Source organism: Acetobacter conturbans, from assembly GCF_011516755.1.
Taxonomy (GTDB): domain Bacteria; phylum Pseudomonadota; class Alphaproteobacteria; order Acetobacterales; family Acetobacteraceae; genus Acetobacter; species Acetobacter conturbans.
This window is the reverse complement of record NZ_WOSY01000006.1, coordinates 133,753-159,221: the sequence shown is the minus strand read 5'-3', so window position 1 is coordinate 159,221 and position 25,469 is coordinate 133,753. Positions and strand designations below refer to the sequence as shown.

The following is a 25,469-nucleotide window of genomic DNA, read 5'->3' as shown; positions in this document are numbered from 1 at the left end:
CGTGGCGGATGGGGCACCCTGCACGAACGGCAGCAAAAAGCGGCACACAAAGAAAAACCGGGCGGATGCACGTGGCATCCACCCGGTTTTTTGACTCTATAACACCCTGTCCGGATCAGAATTACTGAACGGACGTGATGGCGTTACGGTTCTGAGCCCAGACGTCTTCACCCTCGCCTGTCGCGGTCGGGCTGTCCTTGCCGTTGGAAATCGTCGTCATGCGGGAGCTGGAAGAGCCCTTCGCGACGAGATAATCGCGAGCGGCGTTCGCACGACGCTGGCCGAGAGCCATGTTGTATTCCTCGGTGCCACGATCATCGCAGTTGCCAGCGATCTGAACGGAAACCTGCGGATATTTCGCAAGCCAGTCAGCCTGCTTGTCGAGCGTTGCTTTCGCATCGCCGGAAAGGCCGGTCTGGTTGAGAGCAAAGAATACGCGGTCACCAACGTTGGCTACGAGATCGGCCTCGCTTCCGGGAACCGGGCCGCTCGGCTGGACAGCAGCACCTGTACCGGTAGCAGCGCCAGTATTGGCATGGTCATTGGAGCAGCCAGCCAGAACGACGGCTACACCGAGCGCACCAAGAAGTTTCAGTCTCATTTTCTTGATCCTGAGATCAGTTCCATAAAGGAACATAAAAGGAAGGGTTATGTGGAAACAGGCCAGTTTTCATAGCCTCCGGTATTTAGCCGCCTTAACCCGCCAAAGGTTAAGGCAACCTAGCCCGGAGATTAAGCACCCGTAAGCCACATCACAGAGAACACGTCAAGAATTTTGTCGTGCTTACCTGTGTTGTTATTTGAGCTTACCTTCAAAAATCGGCCGACTACAGTAAAACAAATTGTTACTTACACATTCAGCGGCGACCAGGTCGGGCTGGATGCACCTTCCGGCGTGGGAATGGCGCGCTCATGAAAACCCGTAATATCGATGGTGTGAATAGCACCACTGGCACCCGCTGCACTGCGGGAAAAGGCAAGAACACGCCCGTTCGGGCAAAAGCTCGGTGACTCAACCGTATAGCCCTGCGTCATGATGCGTTCGCCGGTTCCATCCGGATTCATCACACCCAGCGAGAACTGCCCACCGGAAATGCGGGTGAAACCGATCAGATCGCCGCGCGGAGACCAGACGGAGTCGCCATAATTCCCCTGCCCGTAGGACAGACGACGGGCCGCTCCGCCACCGGCGCTCATGATATAGAGTGCCGGTGAACCACCCCGGTCCGAGTTGAATACGATCTGGGAGCCGTCGGGACTGAAGCTGGGGCTCACATTGATCGCGCCGCCACTCGACGTGATCTGCCGCTTAGCACCGGATGCAATATTGACGGAATAAAGCTCCGTGCCACTGCCCTTCGCAACCGGCACCACAAGGGAATTGCCATCAGGCGAATAATGCGGCCCCAGTGGCACGCCGTTGAAGTCTCCAATGATCCGCTGATGACCACTGGCCAGATCGAAAAGATAAATACGGGGCACAGCCGATGCGTAAGACAGGAATGCAATCTGATCGCGCACCGGACTGAAGGCGGGAAGCTTGGTCTGCGTACTGCTCAGCATGCGACAGTTCGCGCCATCCTGATCCATCACAGCCAGCCGCATGCGCGGCTTATGAATAGAGCCGGAGCGCGAAATGAAGCCGATACGGGTATCGAAATATCCCTTCTCGCCCAGCATTCTCTGATAGATCACATCACCAATGATGTGCGCGATCCGACGCCAGTTGGCCGAATTGGTCGTGTAGGCGGTCCCCTGAATCTGCTGCTGCGTCAGGACGTCCCATAAACGGAACTCGACACGCACGCTGCCGCTTCCGGAAAAGCCCCCGGTTACAGCGGCGCGGGCACCCATTGCCTTGTAAGGACCGAAATCCGGCGTGCCGGAAACCGCAGAACCCGGAATGACCTTGAACAGGCCCGTATTGGAAAGATCGTTCGTCAGAACCTGCGTGATCTGCTCGCCCACACCCGGCCCGAATGATGGGATGACGATCGGAATCGGGTCGGTGCGGGCCTGATCGACCGTAATTTCCGCAGCAGGAGCATCGGCAGCATGCGCCGAAAGCGACGTGGCGGTGAGACCGGCAAATCCCGCCCCGGCCAGAAGACCGCCCCCCAGAACCGAGCGGCGGCGAAGGCCGTTCGCACCGAACATATCCGCAAGCGTCTCAGCTTCACGGTCCCTGATATAGCTGTCGCGAGTCGAAACCATCGTCGTGTGTCCTCTCTCTCCTGCGATTACGGCCTGAAGACGAATTTCAGCGTCTGTGTCTGGCCCAGCAGGTTCTTCGGGATAGGCAGTTTGGAACAGGTCGGGCTGAGTACCGCGGCCCGCGCGCGCTCGGCCAGCGCACGATAAGACGAATCACTGTTCATCCGGGCCTGTGTTTCCGGAGCAAATGTCACCATGCGCGCTTCGCCGGCGGCATCCACGGTCACGACAAGATGCGCAACAAAGCTCGCATAGTCCTTGGCCGCAGTGTCTTCCGTGTAGCAACGCCGCACTTCACCACCGATTGCACGCTGATCGCCCGCGCTCATTTTGCCGGTGATATCGCCGTTCTTCGAGCCACCACCGCCCGGTGCGCCCCCCTGACGGGGATTGGCCTGTGCTTTAGGCGCATGGGTCTGACTGGAATCCGACCGGAAGGAATCCAGGGTCTCCAGCAGGGAATGCGTGTCCGGCGTGGCGTTCTTGGTCGCATTCGGCTGCGTGATGTGGGACGGCAGCGGCGTGTCCGGCAGCGTGTCCGTCGGCTGCGCCATTGGTGACGGGGCAGCCACAGCCGACGATTTCTCAAGCGGCGCCTGAAGCGACGGTGGAGCCTGCACGGTCGAAGGTGTCGGCTTCGCGGCCTTGGTGGGTGGCGTCGGTTCCGCATCCGGTGACGGTTCCTCGACCTTGGGTGGGATCGGGGTATCCGGCAACGGTGGCGCTTCGCTCGGGGGCGGAGGCGGAACTGGCTGCGGCGGAGGCGGCGGTGGGGGCGTCTCTTCGGGCGGCAGCGGTTTGGGCGGTGTCGGCGTGGGAGGTGCCTCTACCTTTTCCGGAGCAGGCGCCTGCGTCGGTTTTTCCGAAGGTGTGTCGGACTTCGCCGGAGCACCGGAATCGCTGCTTGCGCCCTCGAACTGCATTTCGATGGGCGGCTGTTCCTTGGGTTCCTCCGGCGGCTTCGACTTAGGAATAGCCAGCAGCATGACCGAGAGAATCAGGAAATGCACCACGCCCGACGCAATGGTCGAGCGACGCATGAGAATTGTTTCGGAACGGCGAGGCCGAACCATGGAGTGTCAGACTCCTGAAATCACGCACGGATACTGTCAGCCGCGTTTACGCGACCACAGCACCGAAGCGGAGAAAGAAGGGAAGAAAGGACCGCAACCATCACGGAACGCCTCATTGTCCCGCAGCAGCGGCGGGTTGCTGAGCCAGCAGCGCGACATGCGTGAAACCGCCTGCCGTGATCTCACCCATGACCTGCATGACTTTGCCATAGTCGATGTGGGCATCGCCACGAACGAAAATTCGGTGCTCCGGATCGTTCTGCGCCGCAGCCTTGAGTTCGGAAACCAGATCGTTCGCCGAGACGGGGTTATCCCCGAGATAGATCGAGCCATCCGACTTGATCGACACGGTGATCGGTTTGGTGTCCGTGTTGACAGGTTTGGCGTCGGTCTTGGGCAGGTCGACATTCACGCCACTGGTCATCATCGGCGACGTCACCATGAAAATGATCAGCAGCACCAGCATCACATCGACAAGCGGTGTGACGTTGATGTCCGACATCGGGCGTCCGCGACGGCGCGGACCCCGCCTGCCTCCTCCTCCGAGCGAGACGCCCATGACTTACGCCCTTTCCTCGGACTGACGGGACAGGATCGCAGCGAACTCGGTCCCGAACCCATCCAGACGATCCTGGAAATGCGCGAGAGAATTGCTGATGACGTTATATCCGATCACGGCCGGAATTGCGGTCACGAGACCAATGGCCGTGGCGAAAAGCGCCTCGGAAATGCCTGGCGCGACAACACTCAGGTTGGTGTTGTGCATCGCGGCGATCGAGCTGAAGGAGTGCATGATGCCCCACACCGTTCCGAAAAGACCGATGAACGGCGCAACCGGGCCAATAGTTGCAATGAAGATCATCCAGCGTTCGAGACGCTCCATCTCGCGGGTGATGGTGATGGACATCGCCCTGTCGACGCGCTCCTGCACACCGCCATGAACGAGATCGACACCCGGAATACGCGAGGAACGACGCCATTCACCCATAGCCGCACCGAAGACGGCCGCCATTGGATGCGTAGGTTTTGCCCCTTCGCTCTCATAGAGATCGTCGAGACTGCCACCTGACCAGAACTTATCCTCGAAGGCAGTCGCCTGCCGTTCCACACGGCGCAGCGTCACGATCTTGTCGAAGATGATGGCCCAGACCCAGATGCTGCATCCGATCAGTCCGATCATCACAAGTTTGACGACGACCGATGCCTGTAAAAACAGGCCCCACAACGACAAGCTTCCGCCGCCCGCAGCCGCACCGAGAGTTGCTGCGTCTACCGCTTGATCCAAAAACGCCTCCTGTCCTTGCAGACCTGTTTTTCCGTCGCCTTACGGCCGCTTGCTGCTCTCAAGAGAAACACAGCGCACCCGACTCGGCAGACAGTCAAATCGTGTGGCGTTCATTACTGGCTTCCTGAAAAAAGAAGAAGAGACCTTCACGTCACCGATCGTTACCCTTCAAGCCTCTTGAGAAGATCACGCCACGGTGGCGGAAATCGGGCAGGTCGTCCGTCGGCGGTCCGGATACACGCCAGCCGCACATCCGCATGCGCGCACAACTCACCATCCCGCAGAAATTCCTGCAGAAGCTCGCAGCTCGCCGCCCCCTGAGCCGTTAGGCGTGTCCTTACGGAAAAGATATCGTCGAGCCGCAAGGGATTGCGATAATCAAGGCTGGCGTTCCTGACGACGAACACAAGCCCGTAATCATTCAAAAGATCGATGGCCGGCATGCCTTCAGCGCGGATCGCTTCCGTACGCGCACGCTCGGCGAAGGCAAGATAACGAGCGTGATAAACCACTCCACCCGCGTCGGTGTCTTCGTAATACACCCGGAAATCGATGGTATGGGTGGTCATTCGCCAAACCCTCCCTCGTCGTTGTCATCGTCAGTGAGAAGATCGAACTGAGCCACCTGCAAAGAGGCAGGCGGCGTCAGGCCAAGATGTCGCCAGCCTCGCTCCCCGAGAACACGGCCACGGCTTGTGCGGAGTACCAGCCCTTCCTGAATCAGGTAAGGCTCGATCACGTCTTCCAGTGTGTCGCGCGCCTCCGCAAGAGCGGCGGCAAGCGTCTCAACACCGACCGGGCCGCCGTTGTGATACTCCGCGATACGGCGGAGATAACGCCGATCCATCGCATCCAGCCCGAGACCGTCCACTTCCAGTCGGTTCAGGGCTGCATCCGCAAGCTCGGCACCGACTGGTTCATCACTGGTGTTGCCCACGGAAGAGAAGTCCCTCACCCGCCGCAAGAGCCGCCCTGCGATACGTGGCGTGCCCCGTGACCGGCGTGCGATTTCCATGGCACCGGCATCGGTCAGGGCGAAACCCAGCTTCCGCGCACCACGCGCCACGATCAGCCGCAGTTCGTCCGGCGTGTAAAACACCAGCCGCAGGGGGATACCGAACCGGTCGCGCAACGGCGTGGCCAGCAGGCCCGCGCGTGTCGTCGCGGCAACCAGCGTGAACGGCGCGAGGTCGATACGCACGGAACGCGCCGCCGGCCCCTCTCCGATGATCAGATCGAGCTGGAAATCCTCCATGGCGGGATAGAGAATTTCCTCAATAGCTGGCTGCAGGCGGTGGATTTCATCAATGAACAGCACGTCGCGCGGCTGAAGATTGGTGAGAATGGCCGCCAGATCCCCTGACCGCTGAATGACCGGACCGGATGTTGCACGAAACCCGACGCCCAGTTCACGCGAAACGATCTGCGCCAGAGTGGTCTTTCCCAGTCCCGGCGGTCCATGCAGCAGGACGTGATCGAGCGCTTCCCCGCGATTGCGGGCGGCTTCAATGAAGATCGCCAGATTTTCGCGGCTGGTTTTCTGGCCGGTAAAGTCGGAGAGAGTCTGGGGACGGAGACCGGCTTCACCGATATCTTCTTCCGAACGGATCGGATCGACGGTCCGGTCGTTCATTTCGCCAGTTCCCTGAGGGATTCACGGATGACGACGTCCAGCGTCACATCCTTCCCCTTTTCCGCAATCAGACGCGTTACGATCGGCCATGCCTCGATACGCCTGAAACCAAGACCGGCAAGAGCCAGCAGCGCATCGGTTTCCACGCTGCCCGCCGCATCACCCTGTGCGATGATGGCCGCAGTCGCCGTACCACCACCTCCGGCAGGCATTTTCGCGGCTTTCGCACGCAACTCGGTGAGGAGGCGATCCGCCAGCCGACCACCGACACCGGGGGCCCGTGTGAGACTCGCCTTGTCGCCACTGGCTATGGCGGCGATCAGTTCGGACGGCGACAGGGTGGAAAGCAGTCCCAGTGCCACTTTCGCGCCGACTCCCTGAATGGCGGTGAGTGTGCGAAACCATTCGCGCTCGGCGGCGGAGGCGAAACCGTACAGAAGGATTGCGTCCTCGCGCACCACGGTTTCCACCAGCACTTTCGCCAGTTCGGGAGGCTGAGGAAGCGCCGAAAGCGTTCGCGTCGAGGCGAAGACAAGATATCCCACGCCATTCACATCGATCACGCAGCGATCGGTTTCGACCTGAGCCAGCAGTCCGGCAAGCGAGGCAATCATCGACGTTCACCCGCAGCACGCGCCAGAGCGCTCTGGAGTCCGGCTTCGATACGCAGGGTATTGGCGCGATGATGGGCATGGCAGATAGCGACCGCCAGTGCATCGGAGGCATCGGTACGGCGAATGGTGGCCGTGGGCAGCAGCCGTCGCACCATCATTTCCACCTGATCCTTAGTCGCGGCCCCCGTCCCGACGACAGCCCGTTTTACGGACATCGCCCCGTATTCCGAGACGCTCAGCCCCTCCAATGCCGGGGCGAGAAGCGCTACGCCACGGGCATAACCGAGCTTCAGGGTGGAGGAACCGTTGCGATTGACATAGGTTTCCTCCACTGCGGCTTCGCTTGGCTTGTGGGTCTGGATCAGGGCCGTCAGCGCGTCGTAAAGCGCGCACAGGCGGGCGGGAACGGGCTCGTCTCCGTCCGTCGCGATTACACCATCGGCAACATGAATGAGACGGTTGCCGTCAACGTCAACCACGCCCCAGCCGGTGAAACGGAGGCCGGGGTCAATACCGATAAGGCGGGCTCGGGAAGTCATTCTGTTCTCTTAGCGTTCCTGTCCGGGCGACACCAGAGCAGGACGGCTCCTGACTGACGATCAGCATGTTGCCATTTCGATAAAAGCCTGAAGAATATTTCTTTTCAAAAAGAAACTTTTAAGTTTTTCAGTGACAAATCACACCACAACAGAACTGACCATCAATGCGAAAGGATTCTCAATGGCTCGGGTACGATGCCTTATGATGCAGCGGGACGAAGACCTCCTGCTGGAATCCTGGTTCCGGTATTATGGTTATCTCTTCGGCTTTGAAAATCTTACCGTCTTTGACAACAACTCAAAAGATAAGAAGGTCATCGAAACCCTCAGAACCTACGAACGTGCGGGGGCGGACATTCGTTGGGAACATGGCCGCCCGGAAGATTTCCTTGGCCGCAATGCCCATTTCGAGAATGTGATCCGCCATTGGGATGCCCGTGGCGATTATGATTTCGTTCTGCCGGTGGACTGTGATGAATTTCTGGCGGTCTTTACCAACAAGGGCGTGAGCTGTTCGCGGGAAGCCATCCATCTGGCTTTCGACGCGCTCCTTGGCGAAAAGCGCGTGCTTGAGATCATCTCCTCCTTTCGCAACATCCCCTCGATGCCCGGATATTTCAAACCTGAAGACTATATGCGCCATTTTCTGGCTGCTGATACGGTACAGACCATCGATCAGGGCTTGAAAGGCTGCACGTCAAGTCGGGCTGAGGGATATCGGATCACCGATTTCACGCTGTTCCACATGCACAACAAGCCATTTCCGGCCCTGTTGCGCCATACTCATCATAAACTGGAAAAAAGCGTTCCGCTGGACAATCCGAAGATTCTGTCCGGTTACAGGGGGCCAGAGGCACACCTGATCCAGTATCTGCAAATGGAAGAAGAGGATTATCTCAGGCCCTTCAGAAACGGACAGTTTTTGAGTTTTCCTGATATCGCCGTTCTGCTGCGGGCGCTCGGGATCGCTGGCACCTATTTTACCAGTGAGACTTTCCCCAAAAAGCCCACACCGGGCACGACAGATCTTGTGGATGTGCTGAACGGCGCGATTGTTCAGACGACCCACTTCAACGCGCAGACCTATCTGCATCTCAATCTGGATGTTCTGGCCGCTAATGCCGCGCCTCTGTGGCATTATCTGAAGTATGGGCAGAAAGAAAAACGCGCCATTTCCGAAGAAAGCCCCAGCACTGAGCGGCCTCAGCCTCTTCCTGAGCCTGAGATGCCAGCCGAAACGCCGGACACCCGGAAAATCCTGCGCTCACAACTTCCTGTGGAAAAAAGCAGGAAGCCTGCGCCGCGACGGAAAAAACAGCTTCCTGCCAAAAACTAGGGCGTTCCTCGCCGTGCGCAGGACGGGGGGACGTCAGGGCATGCCACCCGCGCCCCCTGCCCCGTATAAACCCTGCATGTAGTGGTGGGTCTGATGAGTCTGGCAGGCGCTCAGAAGAAGAAGCATCACAAGAATGATTTTCATCTCAGCTTCCCTTGTGCCTCCAGTTCAGCGCAGGAAGACAGAATTGTTCCCCGCGCTGTTCCAGTGCTTCAACTCTTAACTTACTGAGCGGCGGCTGAAGGCTGGGGTGCAACGGGAGCTGGGGACTGGGGAGCAACCGCGCCCGGTTGAGCGGCTGACCCAGCCTGCTGCTGCACTTGAACATTCGGGGCAACGGTGCGGTTCATGACCGTATAGGACACCGCATCCATGGTCGTGACGTCGACTTCGTCACCCTTTTTCAGACTTGCCAGCAACGGATAGAAAATCGTGCGTGTGATCAGGACTTCCTTCGGTGCGCCCGAAGCGTCCGCAACCGTGAGGGTGTGAGCCGTCAGGTTGGTGGAGATCACGCGGACGCGCCGACGCCGGAACGACACCAGTGTTCCATGCGGATGACGATTCGCATATCCGCGCGCCGTGGAAACGGTCGACTCCGGCTGTGGCGTGCCGGGCTCGGCCAGCGTGGCGTCGAGTGTTTTGAAGGAACGCACGCTCAGACGATCTGCGACATTGAGATGCGGCAGGGCGTGACGCCGGGCCGGCATGTCTATGGTGAACAGATCTCCATCATCGCCACGCAGGAGGATTTCTCCCGTGGAGGCATCGACGGTCTCGACTGTCGCCATGGTTGTGGTGTTGCCGGTGATGATGGCCTGTGCTGCCGCATGATGCGCAGGCACACCAGCAACCGCGCACCCGGTTATCAGGGACAAAACCGTCAGAGCGCGGGAAGCGCGCCGTGAGTTAAAGAATGGCATGGGATTCATGGATTTCGCGGATGCCCCTCGATTCAGATGGTTACATGCTACAGCTTGAAGCCATCCAACGCCATTCCCCATCTCGTGTCACTGAGCCACTGTGACGCTGCCTGAAGCGGTGAAAGTAAAAAATCCGTGTTCAGCAAATCCTCCGAAACGGACCGGACCCGCAGGATCATCTGTTGCATGACAGCCTACTGACGGGGTTACACTCTTCCGCGCAGGAGTCCTGTTTGTCTTGTCGGACAAAGGGAGGCCATGCGGTTACGACTTTACCAAGGATTGTCTCCGTGCCGACACCCTCCCCTTATCCCCCCGAAGCGATCCCGACGATTCGGGTGGTCGCCATGCCGACCGACACCAATCCAGCCGGGGATGTTTTCGGTGGCTGGCTGGTCTCCCAGATGGACCTCGCGGCAGGCACTGCCGCAGCATTCCGGGCAAAAGGCCGCTGCGTCACCGTGGCGATCGACAGCTTCATCTTTCACGAACCCGTCGCGGTTGGCGATGAAGTCAGCATTTACACAAAGATCACCCAGACCGGTCAGTCATCCATCATCGTGCATGTGGAAACATGGCGGCGCGCCCGTAATACAAATCAGCGCAGCCGGGTCACGCAGGGCAAATTCACGTTTGTCGCGCTGGATGAGAACCGCAAGCCCCGCCATCTACCACCGGAAGACGGGTTCGACACGATTACCGAGTGAGGGATACTGGCGGCGTGCCGTCTCTCCCTCAGGGAGACATCAACTTCCGGACTGGCGCGCCACTACTGCATTTGCTTCCCGCACGGCGCGTCCTTCGTCACCGGTCCGGTCCAGACATTCATTCGCCACTTTTGCCCAAAGCGCCTGAAGTTCTTCAGTCGTCGCTTTATGCGTGTGTCGCTCGGCGTCCTTTGAGGTCCACGGCATGATCTGCTCTCCTCCGAACAAATACCCGACTTGCTGGCCCGGATTTCTGGGAATGCCTGTGGACCATACAGTCAGAGGACCGGGCAAACAGCGTTTCTTGCGGGAAATGCCGCTGTTTTTACAACAGAAAACGCCCGCGCTCCATGATGATGGAAAGCGTTTTCGTGAAGGCTACTGTCATTTTTAGAGAAATATGGCGGACCCGAAAGGATTCGAACCTTCGGCCTTCGCCTTCGGAGGGCGACGCTCTATCCAGCTGAGCTACGGGTCCACTTCGCGCTTTCCTACAGCAGGCAGATCGGCTTTGCCAAGAGCGGACTGACGGTCCGGCAGCATTTTACACGCAAGCCACCGTTTTTAGGGAGCTACAGCCCCATCGAGCCGGGACGGCAGGAGTGGAAACGGCTGAACCGCTCCTTGCGCGGGCCCATCCGGCTGCGCACCGTTTTCGGCAGCCCAGACTGCCGCAGAGACATCTCCACCCGAAGGCAACGGCGCATCGGGATGATCAAGCCAGCTCAGGATATCGTCCACCACGCGTCCGCCCTCGCGGTCTCGCAGGAGGAGGTGATGGCCGCCCGGAATCAGATCGCGCCGCACCTCCGCTGGGAAGTGGCGCCACGCATGAGCCATCGCCTCGGGAGGAACGAACTGGTCCCGATCGCCGTAAATCACCAGCGTCGGGACGTGCTGAGACTTCGCCGCATGGGATGCCTGCGCCATCAGATCGACCAGTCCCCGCAAGGCGCGAAAATGAGTGATGTGAAGCGTCAGCGGATCAAAATACAACCGACGCAGGGCGGCTATGTTGTTGGTCGCCACCACATGCACGGGAAGTTCGTGCCCCGACAACGCACCCTCCGGAGCGATGTCTGCCAGCAGATGGGCAGGCAGCCTGCCAATGGGGCCGAGATTCCACACGGCAGGAGCCAGCAGGATCACACCGGCCATCGAAGGAGCCTGCGGGCCGCTCGCTGCGAGCATCGCCACCGCACCGCCCATGCTTTCACCCATCAGCCAGACGGGAATGTGGCCAAACGCCGTCGCAGACTCGCGCGCCATCTGCATCAGTTCTTCCCGCGCATCCTTCACCAGACGCTCCGTGCCGTCCCACCCCGCGCGCTCAGGAGCCGCTCCGAATCCTCTCTGGTCGGGAGCCCAGACAGTAAAGCCGGAGGCGGCAAACGCAGGGGCTGAAAACTCCCACGCATCCCGGCTGTCATTGAAACCGTGAAGGGCGAGAATTCTGCCTTTCTCCGGCCCTTTCGCAGGCCATATACGGACGGGAATCCGGGCTCCGTCGGAAAGAGTCAGCAGGCGATCTGGTGGGATGAGCCGTGCGTAGGCCGCGTAACGGGACGGTGCATGGATGACAGGCTCCTGCGCACACCCGGACAGGAGGGCTGCACCCAGAACGAGCCCGATACAGGGCCTCAAACGGGCAGCCATGATGCGAAGGCCGGACAAAAGGCTGTGCAGGTGGTTTGAACTCACGACGTTCCTGCGTATCATCGCGCACCCGACAGGCCAACCGGCCTCATGCAACAGGATGACGCCATGCCGATGCTGATCCAGCCCACGAATCCGACCCCCAAGCCTCTTCTTGGCCACGTCGAGACGGTCATCGTGCAGGCGCGCAAGATTTCCTGTGATGGCGGCCTCGGTCCTCTCGGGCATCCGAAAGTGTGGCTGAAGATCGGCGATCACCAGACTTTCTGCCCCTATTGCTCGCGCCTGTTCGTGCTGGACCCGAACGCAACGCCGGACAGCGCGCACTGAGGTTTTCCATTCCATGAATAAAGCGGGCGTGCCCCATCTCGTCGTAGTGGATGGGAGTGGTTTCATTTTTCGGGCCTTTCACGCCCTTCCTCCAATGAGCAACCCCGATGGCGTTCCGGTCAACGCCGTCTTCGGCTTCTGCAACATGCTCACACGCCTGATGCGCGAGCATGTCGGCACCCATCTGGCCGTTATCTTCGATGCCGGTCGCGTGACGTTCCGCAACGAGATCTATCCGCAATACAAGGCGCACCGGCCGGACGTGCCGGAAGATCTGATCCCGCAATTCGGGCTGATCCGTGAGGCGACCGCCGCATTCGGTGTGCCGGGCATCGAGCTTGAAGGGTTCGAGGCGGACGACCTGATCGCCAGCTATGCCCGTTTCATCGATCAGATCGGCGGCCAATGCACCATCATCTCATCCGACAAGGATCTGATGCAGTTGATTGGTCCGCATGTCGACATGATGGACCCGATCAAGCAGAAGCCGATCAGAGCCGCCGAGGTTGAAGCGAAATTCGGCGTGGGACCGGACCGGGTCATCGACGTACAGGCGTTGATGGGCGACCCGACCGACAATGTGCCAGGCATACCGGGCATCGGCCCGAAAACCGCGTCCGCACTCGTGAACGAATTTGGCGATCTCGAAGCCGTGCTGGCAGCGGCTCCGACCATGAAGCAGTCCAAACGGCGGGATTCGCTGATCGAACATGCCGAAGCCGCCCGCGTTTCTCTCAAGCTGGTCACACTGAAGCGTGACATCCCCCTGCCCGTCCCCGTGGACGACCTATCCGTGCAGGAGCCGAACGACGAGGTGCTGGGCGACTGGCTCGACCAGATGGGGTTCCGGTCCATCCGTCATCGCTTCGGTCTGGGCGATGGCAAACCGCTCGCAAAGGCGACATCTGTCGCCGTAATGCGCGCCGCCAACGCGAGCGCGCCTCCGGCAGCAGCCCCCGTCAACCCGAATCAGGCCCCCTACGGTCCCTACGAAACCGTCACGGATCTGCTGACACTGGAAAAATGGGTCACCGAAGCGCGTGCAGCCGGTGTTTGCGCCGTGGATACCGAGACTGACGGGCTTGATCCGCTGAAAGCCCGCATGGTCGGGCTGTCGCTGGCCACAACACCCGGACGCGCCTGTTATGTGCCGTTGCTGCACGAAGGCACGCTGGAAGCACAGGTTGGGCAGCAGATTTCGGTCAAGGATGCCGTCACCGCGCTGGAACCGCTGTTCACCGACAGCTCCGTGCTCAAGGTGTTTCAGAACGCCAAATTCGATCTGCTGGTGTTTCATCGTGCCGGGGGCGCTCCCATCGCCCCGATCGACGACACGATGCTGATTTCCTATGCCCAATCCGCCGGTCTGCACGGTCAGGGCATGGACGAACTGTCAAAGCTGCATCTCGGTCATGTTCCCATCACCTATGATGAAGTGACGGGAAAAGGCCGGAACCGCATCCTCTTCCAGCAGGTGCCGCTCGAAAAGGCGACGGCTTATGCGGCGGAAGATGCGGATGTCACGCTGCGGCTGTGGCACGTGTTGCATCCGGAATTGCGCGTGAACAAGGCGCTGGCTCTGTATGAGGGCTATGAGCGCCCCCTGATCGGCGTGCTGGCGGCGATGGAACAGACCGGCATCAAGGTCGATGCGACAGAGTTGCGCCGTCTCTCGGAAAACTTCGCGGGCCGCATGGTGACGATTGAAGCCGAGATCCACAAAGTGGCCGGGCGCACGTTCAATGTCGGCTCTCCAAAGCAGCTTGGAGAAATCCTGTTTGACGAGATGAGCCTTTCGGGCGGCAAGCGTGGCAAGACCGGCGCATGGAGCACCGACTCTTCCGTGCTACAGGACCTGGCCGATCAGGGGCATGAACTCCCGGGGAAAATCCTTTCCTGGCGGCAGCTTGCCAAGCTGAAAAGCACCTATACGGACGCGCTCCTCAAGCAGATGGACCCGGCAACGTCCCGCGTCCACACCACATTCCAGATGGCCATCACCACGACGGGCCGTCTCTCCTCCAACGAACCGAATCTTCAGAACATTCCGGTGAGAACCGAGGAAGGCGCGCAGATCCGCCGCAGCTTCATCGCGCCGGAAGGCAAGCTGCTGCTCTCGGCGGATTACTCCCAGATCGAGTTGCGTCTTCTGGCCAGTGTGGCGAACGTGCCGACGCTGAGAGAGGCATTCGAACTGGGGCAGGACATTCACGCCCGCACGGCGTCGGAAGTGTTCGGCGTGCCGCTGGATGGCATGGACCCACTGACACGCCGTCGGGCCAAGGCCATCAATTTCGGCATCATCTACGGCATTTCCGGCTTTGGACTGAGCAAGCAGCTTGGCATTTCGATGGGCGAGGCCCGTGCTTATATCGACGCCTATTTTGCCCGCTATCCCGGCATCCGCGACTATATGGATGAACGGAAGACCGAGGCGAAGGCCAATGGATATGTCGTGACGCCCCTAGGACGACGTTGCTACGTTCCGGGGATCACGGCAAAGAACGGCGCGCAACGCTCCTATGCCGAGCGGCAGGCGATCAACGCGCCGTTGCAGGGCGGTGCTGCGGACATCATAAAGCGTGCCATGGTTCGCCTGCCGCACGCGCTGGCCGAGGCCGGACTGTCCGCCACGATGCTTTTGCAGGTGCATGACGAACTTCTGTTCGAGGTTGGAAAAGACGCAGCGAAGGAGACAGCGGCGCTCGTGAAAAAGATTATGGAAAACGCGGCGCAGCTTGCGGTGCCACTGGTGGTGGAGACCGGCATGGGAGCCAACTGGGCGGAGGCACACTGATGAACAACACCCCGAAGCCACAAAAAGGCCCCGAGGCGGTAAAGCGCGCCAACCGCATAACCCGCACCATTGTCCTGGTCACCCTCGTGGTGGCGGCGATCGCAACCTATGGCGCCTACAAGGTCGCGGACTCGATGGGCCCCGTCGTCGCCTCGAACGGCAACGAAGTCGGCGGCACCTTCCGGCTGATGGATTCCTCCGACGGCACCATGACCGACACGCACTTCCGTGGACGGTGGATGCTGGTGATGTTCGGGGCGATTCACTGCACAAACGATGCCTGCACTCCGGCACTCATGCGCCTGAGCACGGCGCTTCAGAGCGTCGATCCCTCACGCAAACTGTTTGCACCTCTCTTCATAAGTCTCGATCCCAACCGCGACCTTGCGATGAACCTGCGGCAGTATGCGCTGAAATTTCCCGCCAAGATCATCACCGGAACGGCCGCGCCCATTACGCTGGAGGCCGTGACGAAGGAATATCATGCGCCGATCATCAGACATCCCGATCCGATGTGGGAATACACCTACGAACTGTCGCCACGTATCGTGATCATGGATCCCAAGGGTCGCTACGTGGGAACAATCGAGACGAGTGCCAGTGCGGACGAGATGGAGCAGCGCCTTCACGCCCTTGTGGAGCAGCACTGACGGATGCGTTGCGGCGTTCCGCGTAGTCTGAGGCGTCGTCCCGTACAGCTTTCGGGCTGGGCGCCTCTCAAAGCCCTTCTTCCGGTGGCCTGTCTTCCCCTGTTTCTCGGTGCCTCCCTGCACGCTGCGGCGCTCGCTCCCGGCGCGCCGGACAGCCCCGAGACAGGCGGCACGCTGCGGCTGACAGCCAGCAGTTCAGGCGGAACGCTCGATCCCCAGATCAGCTACGTCCACATCACGTATCAGATGGAAGCCATCGTCTATGACGGGCTGACGACCTTTGCCAAGACGCCCGGCCCGATGGACCGCCACGCCATTCCGGACCTCGTCGAAGCGCTACCAGCCCCCGAAGATGGCGGGAAAACCTACGTCTTTCACCTCCGGCACGGCATTCGCTTCTCGAACGGACGGGAAGTCACGCCGGATGATGTCGCCGCCTCCATGCGCCGTATCTTCAGGGCGAACAGTCCGACGGCGGGACCGTATTACAGCCATATCGTCGGGGGCACGGAATGTCTGCACGATGCGGAACATTGCACGCTCAGTGGTGGGGTCATCCCCGACGACACGGCGTGGACAATCACCTTCCATCTCACGCACCCTGACTCCGAGTTTTTCGACCGGCTGGCGTTCCAGCACGCCTCCATCCTGCCCGCCGACACGCCCCCGCATGACACGGGCAACACTGCCCCCCTCGGCACCGGCCCCTACAGGATCGCCTCCTACGAGCCGAACTCGGGGCTGGTCATGGAACGCAATCCCTACTTCCGGCAGTGGGATGCCGAGGCTCAGCCAGCCGGTTATCCCGACGAGATCCGTTATGCGTTCGGGCTTGATCCTGAAGCGGCCGTGACGGCCATCGAGAACAACCAGTATGACTGGATGCTGGAGAATGTGCCGCTCGATCGGCAGGCGGAAATAGGCTCGCGTTTCTCCGACCGGGTCCGGCTGATCGACCAGATGGTCATCTATTACGCCGCGCTGAACGTAAATCTTCCACCCTTCAACGACGTGCGCGTGCGGCAGGCGCTGAACTACGCGCTCAACCGCAAGGCGGTGGTGATCTATAATGGCGGTCCGGCCGTCTCCCTTGCGGCCTGCCAGATGCTGCCCACAGGCGCGCCCGGTTTCGAGCCCGGCTGTGCCTACACAAAGGGCGCGTCCCCCGAGCACCCGGCCCCTGAGTGGAAGGAGCCCGACCTTGCACTGGCGAAAAAGCTGGTGGCTGAAAGCGGCACGGCGGGGCAGAAGGTCGTCATCGTCACGCCGCAGTCGGGCGGTTCGGACGCCATCGCCAACGAAATCCGCAGCACGCTGACAGACCTCGGCTATGTCGCCTCCGTGCGGCCCATCACGCCCGTGATCGAGTTCAGCTACATCCAGAACAGCGATAACAACGTGCAGGTCGGCCTGACCGGCTGGAGCGCCGATTACCCATCCGCCTCATCCTTCCTGCAAACACTGTTCTCCTGCGCGACGTTCATTCCGCACTCCGACAACTCGATCAATGCGTCCCAGTTCTGTGACCACAAATTCGACGCCCTGATGGACAGGGCAGCAGAAGTTTCGCTCACAGACCGCAAGGCAGGCGACGCACTCTGGGCCGAGGCCTCCCGCGCCCTGATGGCGCAGGCTCCCGCAGTGCCGCTCGATCAGACGCGGCGCGTGGCGCTGATGTCCTCCCGGCTGCATGGCGCGTTCGACACGCCGATTTACGAAGCCATTTTCTCGCAGATGAAGCTTCGTCGCGCCGGAGACCAGCCGTGAACGGCCCTGTGGACACAGCGCCACCCGGTCCGTGGCAGACGGCTTTTCGCGCTCTGGGCGGCAATCGCTCGGCCATGATGGCGCTGGCCGTGCTGGTCCTCATCGTCGTGCTGAGCCTGATTGCGCCGTTCTATGCGCATGACATCGCCCACACGGACCCGTTCCGTGCCAATGTCGCCGGATCCTTCATGCTGGATGGCAGAGCCGTCGATATCATGCAGGCCAACGACAATCCGCTGCATCTAGGCATGACGCCCGCCGGTCCGACATGGCGACCCTCAGCCTACATGCTCGGCTCCGACAGTCAGGGCCGGGATGTTGCGGCGCGGCTGCTGTATGGCGGTCGGATTTCGCTGCTGATCTCCTTCTCGGCGGCGGTGCTGTGCATCGTCATCGCCAGCATCGTCGGCATTCTGGCGGGGTTCTTTGGCGGCTTTGTGGACATGGTGCTGTCGCGGCTGATGGACATCATGTGGGCTGTACCGGTCTATCTGTTCGCCATCTCCCTTTCGATCGTCACCATCAGCGACGGGCTGAAGATCGGTCCCTTCACCATCGAGGCCGACAATCTGCTGATCCCCATCGCCATCATCGCGCTGGTCTACATGCCTTACGCCGCCCGCCCGATCCGTGGGCGCGTGATGGCGCTCCGCAACGCCGATTTCGTGATGGCCGCCCGCAGCCTGGGCGTGCCGCGCTGGCGCATCCTGCTGGTGGACATCCTCCCGAACGTCGCCAGTTCCATTGTCGTGCTGGCCCCCCTGATGGCGGCCCTCGCGCTGCTGACGGAGTCCGCCCTGTCCTTCCTGTCCATCGGTGTGCAGACCCCGACGGCTTCATGGGGCACGATCATTCAGGACGGCGAAGGGCTGATCTATTCCCGCCCCATGGTCGCCATCGCGCCTGGTTTGGCCATTGTCATCGTCGTCGTGGCGCTGAACGTGCTGGGCGACGGACTGCGTGACGCGCTGGATGTGCGCGAGACCAGCAAGAGGGGGACATAATGCTGAAGTCCCTTCTCCAGAGGCTCGGTCAGACGGTCTTCGTGCTGTTCGGCATTTCCGTCATGGTGTTCCTCGTGTTCTTCGCCACGCCGGGCGCGGACCCGACGGCGCGGATAGCGGGCAAGAACGCCTCTCCGGCGACCATCGCCAAGGTGCGGCAGGAATACGGGTTCGACCGTCCCCTGCCCGTCCAGTATGCGACCATGATGAAGAAGCTCTTCATCACGCAGGATCTGACGTCCTATGCCAACCGGGGCGAAAAGGTCGTGCCGGAGATCATCAAGGCCGCCCCCGTCACGCTGTCTCTGGCCACGGGTGGTGCGGTAATCTGGGTCGTGGTGTCCATCCTCATGGGCACGGTCGCGGCGGCATTCCGCGGCACATGGGTTGACCGGACGTTGATGGCCATAGGGCTTGTCGGCGTGTCCATTCCGGTGTTCTGGCTCGGGCAGGTCGCCAACCTCATCACACAGGCGCGCTATCACGATACGTGGCTATTCTCATGGGTGCCGCCCCTCGGCTACGTGCCGTTCAGCGAAAGCCCGGTCGGCTGGTTCAAGGCGCTGCTTATCTCATGGTGCACGCTGTCCGTGCTGTTCATCGGTGTCTATGCCCGCGTGCTCCGCTCCGACCTTGTGACCGTATCCGGCGAGGACTTCATGCGCACGGCCCGCGCCAAGGGGCTCTCCCCGTCGCGCGTGCTGCTGGTTCATGGACTGAGAACGTCCATGATCACCTTCGTCTCGCTGTTCGGCATGGATTTCGCCCAACTGATCGGCGGAGGCGCGCTGCTGACGGAAGTGGTGTTTGGCCTTCAGGGCGTCGGACGACTGACCTATCAGGCGCTGTCCAGCCTCGACCTGCCGTTTATCATGGCCAGCGTGATGTATTCCGCCGTGTTCGTCGTGCTTGCGAACGCGCTGGTCGATGTGGTCTATCTTTTCCTCGACCCGAGAGTGCGTGATGGCCGGTGATGCCCCCCTCCTCGACGTGCGCGACCTGTCCGTCAGTTTCCGCTCGGGCGGCCGGGACGTGCCAATCATCGAGAACGTGTCGTTCGCCGTGTGCGAGCGTGAGATCCTCGGCATTGTCGGAGAATCAGGGTCCGGCAAGAGCGTGACGGCGATGGCCATCATGCGCCTGATCGACGATCCCGGCGTCACGCTGCGCGGATCGGTCCGGTTCCGGGGTCAGGAACTCACCACTTTGCCGCAAAAGGCTTTCCGAACCATCCGGGGCCGCGAGATCGCCATGATCTTTCAGGACCCGATGACCGCCTTCACGCCCGTCTACACCGTGGGCTGGCAGATTGATGAAGCGATCCGCGTACATGAACGCCTCTCGAAAGCCGAAGCCCGCGCCAGAACGGTCCGTCTGCTTGGCGACATGGGCGTGCCGGACCCCGAGCGCACCGCCAATCGGTATCCCCATCAACTGTCCGGCGGACTGCGGCAGCGCGCGATGATCGCCATGGCATTGTCCTGCAATCCGGCGCTGCTGATCGCTGATGAGCCAACCACGGCGCTGGATGTGACAGTGCAAGCCCAGATTCTCGATCTTTTACGTAATCTCCGTACAGATTACGGATCGGCGGTCATGCTCATCACGCACGATATGGGTGTGGTGGCGGAGACCTGCGACCACGTCATGGTGCTGTATTCCGGTCGCGTCGCCGAACGCGGTCCTGCTGCCGCAATTTTCTCCCAGCCCGCTCATCCTTATACAGCGGCGCTGCTGGATTCCATTCCGCCCCTGACCGGCCCCCGCCCCACACGTCTGCCTTCCATAGCGGGCGCGCCCCCTGCCCCGCTTGAACGCCCGCCGGGATGCGCCTTTGCACCACGCTGTCATTACGCCCATGCAGCCTGCGACATTCTGCCGCCCCTGGTGCGGTGTGCTGAACAGGAGGTGGCGTGTGTATTGCCGGGCGAAGGAAAAGCGTTGCCTCCACGCATGACCGAGAGAGTCGAGGCATGACCGATATCCTGAAAGCCCATGATCTCTGCAAGGACTATCGACTCTCTCATGGGAAGACACTGCGTGCGCTGGATCACGTCTCGCTCACCGTGCGGTCCGGTGAAGTGCTCGGCCTTGTGGGTGAATCCGGCTGTGGAAAATCGACGCTCGGGCGCTGCCTGCTGCGTCTGACCGATCTCTCATCCGGAAATATCCTGTTTGAAGATCAGGATATTTCACGAATGAACGACCGTGCCCTGCGGCCCGTGCGACGACGGATGCAGATGGTTTTTCAGGATTCCTATGCTTCGTTGAACCCCAAGCGCCGCATTGGTGATCTTGTGGCGGAACCGCTGCGCGTCCATCCCGATGCAAACGGCAAAAAGCGCAGCCGGCAGGTGATCGAGGTGCGACTGGAAGAACTGATGGACCTCGTCAGTCTTCCGCATTCCGCTCTTGCCCGCTATCCGCACGAGTTTTCCGGAGGGCAGCGGCAGCGGATCAATATCGCCCGGGCGCTCGCGCTTTCCCCGCGCCTGATCGTAGCGGACGAGCCCGTTTCGGCGCTTGATGTGTCGGTGCAGGCGCAGATCGTCAATCTGTTCACCGATCTCAAGGAACAGCTTGGTCTCACCTACATCTTTATCGCACATGACCTTGCCGTCGTCAGGCAGATCTCGACGCGCGTGGCAGTGATGTATCTCGGCGCAATTGTCGAACTCGGCGACACGGACGCCGTCATGCAGACACCAGCGCACCCCTACACGATGGCGCTGATTTCCGCCGTTCCGAAACCGGTGATCGGGGCACATGACGAACGCATTTTACTGCATGGGGATGTGCCTTCCCCGATCTCGCCCCCCTCCGGTTGCCGGTTCCACACACGCTGCCCCAAGGCTGAAGGACGCTGCTCTGCAGAAGCTCCTGCCCTGCGGGATATCGGCAATGGGCGACAGGTAGCCTGCCACTTCCCGCTGCACTGAGATCCGGAAAACCTCAGTTCAGATCATACAGGATCGGGCTCCCATATTGTAAAAACCTGCCCGACCCTGAACGCAGATCAACTTATTTCCCGTAGAGCTGATCGAAAACGCCACCATCCCCGAAATGTTTCTTCTGCACGACCTGCCACCCACCCAGACTGGCCACATCGAACGTCTGCACTTTCGGGAAAACCGATGCCGTGGCAGCAACAACTGCGGGATCGATCGGACGGAAGTAGTGTTTCGCGGCGATCTTTTGGGCTTCCGGCGTAAAGAGAAACTCCACATACGCTGTCGCAATGGCTTCGGTGCCGTGCGCCTTGACGTTCTTGTCCACGACGGCGACAGGCGGTTCGGCCAGAATGGTGATCGAGGGCACCACGATATCGAACTGATCCGCGCCGATATCACGCGCCGCGAGAAGCGCCTCATCCTCCCAGGCAATCAGCACATCCCCAAGATGACGCTGCACGAAGGAATTGGTCGCTCCCCGTGCACCGGTATCGAGAACCGGCACATGAGAAAACAGCTTTTTCAGATAGGCTTTGGCTGCATCTTCAGAGTTTCCGTTAGCACGCAGCGCCCATCCCCATGCGGCGAGATAGTTCCAGCGGGCGCCCCCAGAGGTTTTCGGATTGGGGGTGATAACTGACACGTCGTCGCGGATCAGATCCGGCCAGTCATGGATATTCTTCGGATTACCCTTTCGGACCAGAAATACGATTGTGCTCGTGAAAGGCGTGGAATTATGAGGCAGGCGGTTCTGCCAGTCCGCTTCAAGCAGCCCATGCTGAGCCAGCACATCGATGTCGTAAGCCAGTCCCAGCGTCACGATATCGGCAGGTGCGCCTTCCAGAACGGATCGCGCCTGCGCCCCGGACCCTCCGTGCGAGGATTTGACCACAACATGGTCGTCCGGATGCCCCTTCGCCCATGAGACGGAAAATGCCTTGCTGATGTCAGCATACAGTTCACGTGTCGGATCATACGAGACGTTGAGCAGCGACCAGCTTGCCGCCTGTGCGCCCCGGATGCCGGCAAAAGCTGCTGCCCCGACCGCGACGCCGCCCTTGAGAAGAGCGCGACGGCTGACTGCGAGAGTGTTCTTCATGACATTAAGTCCCTGAATATCCGTTCAGAACGCGGCCTGTGCACGCGCAACGATAGCATTGCCGTCACGCCCCAGAAGATTGACGCCACTTGAGACGCCCTTCGATCGCGAGACGATATAATGAGCGTAGTCGAGCATGAATTTGATGTGCTGATTGGGATACTAGTTGAATCCACCCTGCCACACCGTCTGCTGATTACCGTTGATGCCGGTCCCGCCCTGCCCGGGAACATCGCTCAGATCTGTCACACTCCAGCGTCCGCTGACTTCCAGCGCACCCCAGTGGTTATGGGCAGGATCAAAGTCGTAATCGACGCCCGGTGCGGTAAAGGCTGCGATTTTCGGGTTATAGGCACGCGGATGACCGAAAATCGTATAGTTGCCGGAGACGTACCAGCCGTCGAACCCGAGTGATGGCAGGTTGAGGCCGACCGCCTGCTGGCCGCGAGAAACACCGATATGGTAATATTCGCTCTTGAGCAGGAAGCGTTTCCAGCGGAACGCCATCTGGGGGCCAGCCGCCCATATCTGGGCAACATTTGTCAGCGCGCCCGATGTCAGCAGAGAGGTTTCCCCGAGAGGAATCTCCATGTTGTCACTGAACGTGTAGTTACGTCCGGTAGAGCTCTCATTGACCTTGAAGGCCGCTGTTGCTCCGGCCCCGACATGAAGGTCGATATCCTTGCTGACATAAGGGCGTCCCGCGATACGGGCGACGCCACCGGTCTGGCTGTCCGTGATCGTGGTATCCTTGCTGCGGTCACCGAACTTCTGACCCGTGAAATAAAGCGCCGCGAGCCAGCGCTTTTCCCAATGTTCACCGCCCACGCTGAACCGGGCGACGCCGCCCGCAATATTGCGCACCAGATCGACTATGGTCGGGCGCTCAAGAAATTCGAACGCACCGGATCGCTCCGCGCTTTCTTCTTCCATGCGCGGCTGGAAATACCCCACGGTCAGCGTGGTGTTGTGCACTCCCGTATAGTTAAGATTGGCCTCGAACAGTCCAACCGTGCCGTCCACGGAACTGGAGCCGAAATCAGGGGTCACATTCACGACCCAGTCTTTGTAGCGCCAGGAGAAATAGAGACGCAGACGACGAGCATTTTGCGTGAAGCTGTTGAAGTTTCCCTTGCCTTCGTTGCCACGCGGTCCCGCGCCAAGAAACCCGCCGAAATCCTCCTGTGCCAGAAGGCCGACCGAAAAGGCATAGGAACCGTCTTCGGATGCGATCGTCGGGCGCCCTTTGGGGAAACCGATCTGCATCCCTCCAATCTGAAGGACTTCGTTCTTTACATTCGCAGCCTTGAAGTCCGCCCAGGACTGGACAGGTCCCTCGGGAAGGGCGATGCGGCTTTCGGACGGTGAACGTGGTCCGCTCGGACGCACGGGAACCTGTGAAAAGACAGGCTTCACTTCATCCGCACCGGCACTCGCCAGACGCTGCTCGTGATGATGACGCAGCCCACTTCCGTTCTCGGCAGCGACCCGGTGACGGTTTTCCGCACCCTGCCCTTTAATTTCCTGCCGCATCGCGACCATTTCCTGCCGCATGGCGGCAAGTTCGCGCCTGAGTTCCATGACTTCCGGATCAGTGGATCGCGCCTCGGCCTGCTGAGCAAACACCGAAGCCACGAGGGAGGAAGCAAGAAACAGGGATCGGCGAAGTGTGATCTTCATGAAAAACTCGTCTTGGTTTGCCAGACGCCGCCAGGGCTGCCGCGTTAAAGTGTGACCGAAAACTCTATGGAGCAGGCTCCGTCGGACATCGCCTCTGCCCGATGGTGTGCATGCCTGTCGTTCGTTGTAGACTAAGGGACGCCGCCTGCCTGTCAGGGGTGATTTCTTCCTGAATTCTGCATGAGGCCAAGCTCAAAAGACAGTTCATTCCGACGCACCCTCCCGCTGAAACACTCATCACCGAACATTCCTGATCCTCCGGGGAAGGTGACTACGCCCCGCCCGCGCAACAACCACCTCACATCGCATGCGGACGCAACCGCCTTCATGGTTATTCTCTTTCATCTTCACGAATGGAAACAAATATAGCCGCTTTATTTCAAAACGCTCTTAGATACTCAATATCCATAAAATATTATTATTCAGAGACGCTCTTGCCAAGCGAACGATTGCTTCTTCATCGATATAATTTTCTGAAATACCATGACCCACGATGACGGTATCAGCTCATATGTTCACAGGCATTGTCGTTTCTGGAGCCAATCAGGCAGATCGATATATCTCCACACAACACATCCGCGCCCCATCACAGTTATCCGTCCGAAAGACTCTCTTTCGAGAACATGACCATTGAGACACAATCCATTTTGGTCGTCAATAAACAACGATACAGGAATGCATATAAAAATATTATTTTTTCATTCCACGACGATTTATAGTTTATATTTTCATATTAATATCAGTATGTTATATAAAAACCGCTATTCCACTCAAAATACCTACAAAATCTCCGCGCTCAGCATATCTTCCCGCAAACCTTGAGAATCAAAGAATCAACTAAAAATAAGCGTTATTTATGGGCGTCATTTCCGCTTGCCTAGTCACGCATTGTCATGAGCATTTCATAAAACCGTTACGGCTTTGAAACCGCACGGTATTTCAATGACTTTCTTCGCTCATCCGAATGCTTTGCTGTTGGGAGAGCAATTGTGGCGTGAAAGAGGCGGGTATGCAGACCCGGACCAAATCCCTTATGACACCCTTCAGGGAGTGCATTTGAATACGGACACAGAGAAACCTTCATGCGCCTGAGCCGTACCACCCATCGTGCAATCGGTTAGACACCGGAAATGCACGGAGAATAAAAAGTAATTTACTGGCGCCCTGAAGGCTTCACTGTCACAGAGGATTGTATGAGTAGTACATTTAAT

The 25,469-nt window shown here is 59.7% G+C and carries 23 protein-coding genes, 1 tRNA gene and 1 pseudogene; 10 read left to right on the top strand and 15 right to left on the bottom strand.

Going from position 1 to position 25,469, the window contains the following annotated elements:
• Window positions 1–121: 121 nt before the first annotated feature.
• From GOB81_RS08170 to ruvC, 9 genes are all read right to left on the bottom strand, one after another.
• A complete protein-coding gene (locus GOB81_RS08170; protein WP_173569894.1) occupies window positions 122–601 on the bottom strand; it encodes an OmpA family protein in 480 nt (159 codons plus the stop codon).
• Between the two features lie 248 nt (window positions 602–849).
• A complete protein-coding gene (tolB, locus tag GOB81_RS08165) occupies window positions 850–2,214 on the bottom strand; it encodes a Tol-Pal system protein TolB (RefSeq protein ID WP_173569893.1) in 1,365 nt (454 codons plus the stop codon).
• Between the two features lie 26 nt (window positions 2,215–2,240).
• Window positions 2,241–3,287 (bottom strand): energy transducer TonB, encoded by a 1,047-nt coding sequence (locus GOB81_RS08160; protein ID WP_173569892.1) that lies wholly within the window; start codon window positions 3,285–3,287, stop codon window positions 2,241–2,243.
• A gap of 112 nt (window positions 3,288–3,399) precedes the next feature.
• Window positions 3,400–3,846, bottom strand: coding sequence for a protein TolR (gene tolR, locus GOB81_RS08155; RefSeq protein WP_173569890.1), 447 nt, complete (start codon window positions 3,844–3,846; stop codon window positions 3,400–3,402).
• A gap of 3 nt (window positions 3,847–3,849) precedes the next feature.
• Window positions 3,850–4,572, bottom strand: coding sequence for a protein TolQ (tolQ, locus tag GOB81_RS08150; protein WP_173569889.1), 723 nt, complete (start codon window positions 4,570–4,572; stop codon window positions 3,850–3,852).
• 161 nt (window positions 4,573–4,733) lie between these two features.
• Complete coding sequence (ybgC, locus tag GOB81_RS08145) at window positions 4,734–5,141, bottom strand: tol-pal system-associated acyl-CoA thioesterase (protein ID WP_194299846.1); 408 nt, start codon at window positions 5,139–5,141, stop codon at window positions 4,734–4,736.
• Complete coding sequence (gene ruvB / locus GOB81_RS08140; RefSeq protein WP_173569888.1) at window positions 5,138–6,205, bottom strand: Holliday junction branch migration DNA helicase RuvB; 1,068 nt, start codon at window positions 6,203–6,205, stop codon at window positions 5,138–5,140. The genes ybgC and ruvB overlap by 4 nt, the downstream gene beginning before the upstream one ends.
• Window positions 6,202–6,819 carry a Holliday junction branch migration protein RuvA gene (gene ruvA, locus GOB81_RS08135; protein WP_173569887.1) on the bottom strand — a complete coding sequence of 206 codons (618 nt, stop codon included), beginning with the start codon at window positions 6,817–6,819 and terminating at the stop codon, window positions 6,202–6,204. The genes ruvB and ruvA overlap by 4 nt, the downstream gene beginning before the upstream one ends.
• The gene (gene ruvC, locus GOB81_RS08130) at window positions 6,816–7,358 is read right to left on the bottom strand and encodes a crossover junction endodeoxyribonuclease RuvC (RefSeq protein WP_173569886.1); all 543 of its coding nucleotides are present in this window, start codon (window positions 7,356–7,358) and stop codon (window positions 6,816–6,818) included. The genes ruvA and ruvC overlap by 4 nt, the downstream gene beginning before the upstream one ends.
• A gap of 181 nt (window positions 7,359–7,539) precedes the next feature.
• On the opposite strand from ruvC, the gene GOB81_RS08125 reads away from it, so the two are divergent.
• The gene (locus tag GOB81_RS08125; protein ID WP_173569885.1) at window positions 7,540–8,694 is read left to right on the top strand and encodes a glycosyltransferase family 2 protein; all 1,155 of its coding nucleotides are present in this window, start codon (window positions 7,540–7,542) and stop codon (window positions 8,692–8,694) included.
• Window positions 8,695–8,918: 224 nt separating this feature from the next.
• Here the strand turns inward: GOB81_RS08125 and GOB81_RS08120 are convergent, their stop codons facing one another.
• Window positions 8,919–9,617, bottom strand: a complete 699-nt coding sequence (locus GOB81_RS08120; RefSeq protein WP_173569884.1) for a hypothetical protein — start codon at window positions 9,615–9,617, stop codon at window positions 8,919–8,921.
• A 347-nt stretch (window positions 9,618–9,964) separates the two neighbouring features.
• Between GOB81_RS08120 and GOB81_RS08115 the strand changes: the two genes are divergently transcribed.
• Window positions 9,965–10,324, top strand: a complete 360-nt coding sequence (locus GOB81_RS08115; protein WP_173569981.1) for an acyl-CoA thioesterase — start codon at window positions 9,965–9,967, stop codon at window positions 10,322–10,324.
• Window positions 10,325–10,363: 39 nt separating this feature from the next.
• Here GOB81_RS08115 and GOB81_RS08110 read toward each other — a convergent pair whose 3' ends face one another.
• The 3 genes from GOB81_RS08110 to GOB81_RS08100 all read right to left on the bottom strand — a co-directional run bounded on the left by GOB81_RS08110 (window position 10,364) and on the right by GOB81_RS08100 (window position 12,025).
• Window positions 10,364–10,531 carry a hypothetical protein gene (locus GOB81_RS08110; RefSeq protein ID WP_173569883.1) on the bottom strand — a complete coding sequence of 56 codons (168 nt, stop codon included), beginning with the start codon at window positions 10,529–10,531 and terminating at the stop codon, window positions 10,364–10,366.
• A 194-nt stretch (window positions 10,532–10,725) separates the two neighbouring features.
• Window positions 10,726–10,802, bottom strand: a tRNA-Arg gene (locus GOB81_RS08105).
• Window positions 10,803–10,888: 86 nt separating this feature from the next.
• Window positions 10,889–12,025: an alpha/beta hydrolase gene (locus GOB81_RS08100; protein ID WP_338421335.1), complete on the bottom strand. Its 1,137-nt coding sequence runs from the start codon at window positions 12,023–12,025 to the stop codon at window positions 10,889–10,891.
• Window positions 12,026–12,094: 69 nt separating this feature from the next.
• Here GOB81_RS08100 and GOB81_RS08095 point away from each other — a divergent pair, with 69 nt between their 5' ends.
• The 8 genes from GOB81_RS08095 to GOB81_RS08060 are packed head-to-tail and all read left to right on the top strand — an operon-like array spanning window position 12,095 to window position 21,467.
• Window positions 12,095–12,310 carry a zinc-finger domain-containing protein gene (locus GOB81_RS08095; protein WP_173569980.1) on the top strand — a complete coding sequence of 72 codons (216 nt, stop codon included), beginning with the start codon at window positions 12,095–12,097 and terminating at the stop codon, window positions 12,308–12,310.
• A gap of 13 nt (window positions 12,311–12,323) precedes the next feature.
• Complete coding sequence (gene polA, locus GOB81_RS08090; RefSeq protein WP_173569881.1) at window positions 12,324–15,107, top strand: DNA polymerase I; 2,784 nt, start codon at window positions 12,324–12,326, stop codon at window positions 15,105–15,107.
• Window positions 15,107–15,757, top strand: coding sequence for an SCO family protein (locus tag GOB81_RS08085; protein ID WP_173569880.1), 651 nt, complete (start codon window positions 15,107–15,109; stop codon window positions 15,755–15,757). Before polA ends, GOB81_RS08085 begins: the two co-directional genes overlap by 1 nt.
• Before the next feature lie 3 nt (window positions 15,758–15,760).
• Window positions 15,761–17,524: an ABC transporter substrate-binding protein gene (locus GOB81_RS08080; RefSeq protein ID WP_173569879.1), complete on the top strand. Its 1,764-nt coding sequence runs from the start codon at window positions 15,761–15,763 to the stop codon at window positions 17,522–17,524.
• A complete protein-coding gene (locus tag GOB81_RS08075) occupies window positions 17,521–18,528 on the top strand; it encodes an ABC transporter permease subunit (RefSeq protein WP_173569878.1) in 1,008 nt (335 codons plus the stop codon). The genes GOB81_RS08080 and GOB81_RS08075 overlap by 4 nt, the downstream gene beginning before the upstream one ends.
• Window positions 18,528–19,502 (top strand): ABC transporter permease, encoded by a 975-nt coding sequence (locus GOB81_RS08070; protein ID WP_173569877.1) that lies wholly within the window; start codon window positions 18,528–18,530, stop codon window positions 19,500–19,502. The genes GOB81_RS08075 and GOB81_RS08070 overlap by 1 nt, the downstream gene beginning before the upstream one ends.
• Window positions 19,492–20,505, top strand: a complete 1,014-nt coding sequence (locus GOB81_RS08065; protein ID WP_173569876.1) for an ABC transporter ATP-binding protein — start codon at window positions 19,492–19,494, stop codon at window positions 20,503–20,505. Before GOB81_RS08070 ends, GOB81_RS08065 begins: the two co-directional genes overlap by 11 nt.
• Window positions 20,502–21,467 carry an ABC transporter ATP-binding protein gene (locus GOB81_RS08060; protein WP_173569875.1) on the top strand — a complete coding sequence of 322 codons (966 nt, stop codon included), beginning with the start codon at window positions 20,502–20,504 and terminating at the stop codon, window positions 21,465–21,467. The genes GOB81_RS08065 and GOB81_RS08060 overlap by 4 nt, the downstream gene beginning before the upstream one ends.
• A gap of 82 nt (window positions 21,468–21,549) precedes the next feature.
• Here GOB81_RS08060 and GOB81_RS08055 read toward each other — a convergent pair whose 3' ends face one another.
• Window positions 21,550–22,578 (bottom strand): sulfate ABC transporter substrate-binding protein, encoded by a 1,029-nt coding sequence (locus GOB81_RS08055; RefSeq protein WP_173569874.1) that lies wholly within the window; start codon window positions 22,576–22,578, stop codon window positions 21,550–21,552.
• 24 nt (window positions 22,579–22,602) lie between these two features.
• A pseudogene (locus GOB81_RS08050) lies at window positions 22,603–24,258 on the bottom strand (OprO/OprP family phosphate-selective porin).
• Window positions 24,259–25,469 lie beyond the last annotated feature (1,211 nt).

Coding starts and splice junctions, on each gene's coding strand:
- GOB81_RS08170 (WP_173569894.1), bottom strand. CDS start 601: ATGAGACTGAAACTTCTTGGTGCGCTCGGTGTAGCCGTCGTTCTGGCT.
- tolB (WP_173569893.1), bottom strand. CDS start 2,214: ATGGTTTCGACTCGCGACAGCTATATCAGGGACCGTGAAGCTGAGACG.
- GOB81_RS08160 (WP_173569892.1), bottom strand. CDS start 3,287: ATGGTTCGGCCTCGCCGTTCCGAAACAATTCTCATGCGTCGCTCGACC.
- tolR (WP_173569890.1), bottom strand. CDS start 3,846: ATGGGCGTCTCGCTCGGAGGAGGAGGCAGGCGGGGTCCGCGCCGTCGC.
- ybgC (WP_194299846.1), bottom strand. CDS start 5,141: ATGACCACCCATACCATCGATTTCCGGGTGTATTACGAAGACACCGAC.
- ruvB (WP_173569888.1), bottom strand. CDS start 6,205: ATGAACGACCGGACCGTCGATCCGATCCGTTCGGAAGAAGATATCGGT.
- ruvA (WP_173569887.1), bottom strand. CDS start 6,819: ATGATTGCCTCGCTTGCCGGACTGCTGGCTCAGGTCGAAACCGATCGC.
- ruvC (WP_173569886.1), bottom strand. CDS start 7,358: ATGACTTCCCGAGCCCGCCTTATCGGTATTGACCCCGGCCTCCGTTTC.
- GOB81_RS08125 (WP_173569885.1), top strand. CDS start 7,540: ATGGCTCGGGTACGATGCCTTATGATGCAGCGGGACGAAGACCTCCTG.
- GOB81_RS08120 (WP_173569884.1), bottom strand. CDS start 9,617: ATGCCATTCTTTAACTCACGGCGCGCTTCCCGCGCTCTGACGGTTTTG.
- GOB81_RS08115 (WP_173569981.1), top strand. CDS start 9,965: ATGCCGACCGACACCAATCCAGCCGGGGATGTTTTCGGTGGCTGGCTG.
- GOB81_RS08110 (WP_173569883.1), bottom strand. CDS start 10,531: ATGCCGTGGACCTCAAAGGACGCCGAGCGACACACGCATAAAGCGACG.
- GOB81_RS08095 (WP_173569980.1), top strand. CDS start 12,095: ATGCTGATCCAGCCCACGAATCCGACCCCCAAGCCTCTTCTTGGCCAC.
- polA (WP_173569881.1), top strand. CDS start 12,324: ATGAATAAAGCGGGCGTGCCCCATCTCGTCGTAGTGGATGGGAGTGGT.
- GOB81_RS08085 (WP_173569880.1), top strand. CDS start 15,107: ATGAACAACACCCCGAAGCCACAAAAAGGCCCCGAGGCGGTAAAGCGC.
- GOB81_RS08080 (WP_173569879.1), top strand. CDS start 15,761: ATGCGTTGCGGCGTTCCGCGTAGTCTGAGGCGTCGTCCCGTACAGCTT.
- GOB81_RS08070 (WP_173569877.1), top strand. CDS start 18,528: ATGCTGAAGTCCCTTCTCCAGAGGCTCGGTCAGACGGTCTTCGTGCTG.
- GOB81_RS08065 (WP_173569876.1), top strand. CDS start 19,492: ATGGCCGGTGATGCCCCCCTCCTCGACGTGCGCGACCTGTCCGTCAGT.
- GOB81_RS08060 (WP_173569875.1), top strand. CDS start 20,502: ATGACCGATATCCTGAAAGCCCATGATCTCTGCAAGGACTATCGACTC.
- GOB81_RS08055 (WP_173569874.1), bottom strand. CDS start 22,578: ATGAAGAACACTCTCGCAGTCAGCCGTCGCGCTCTTCTCAAGGGCGGC.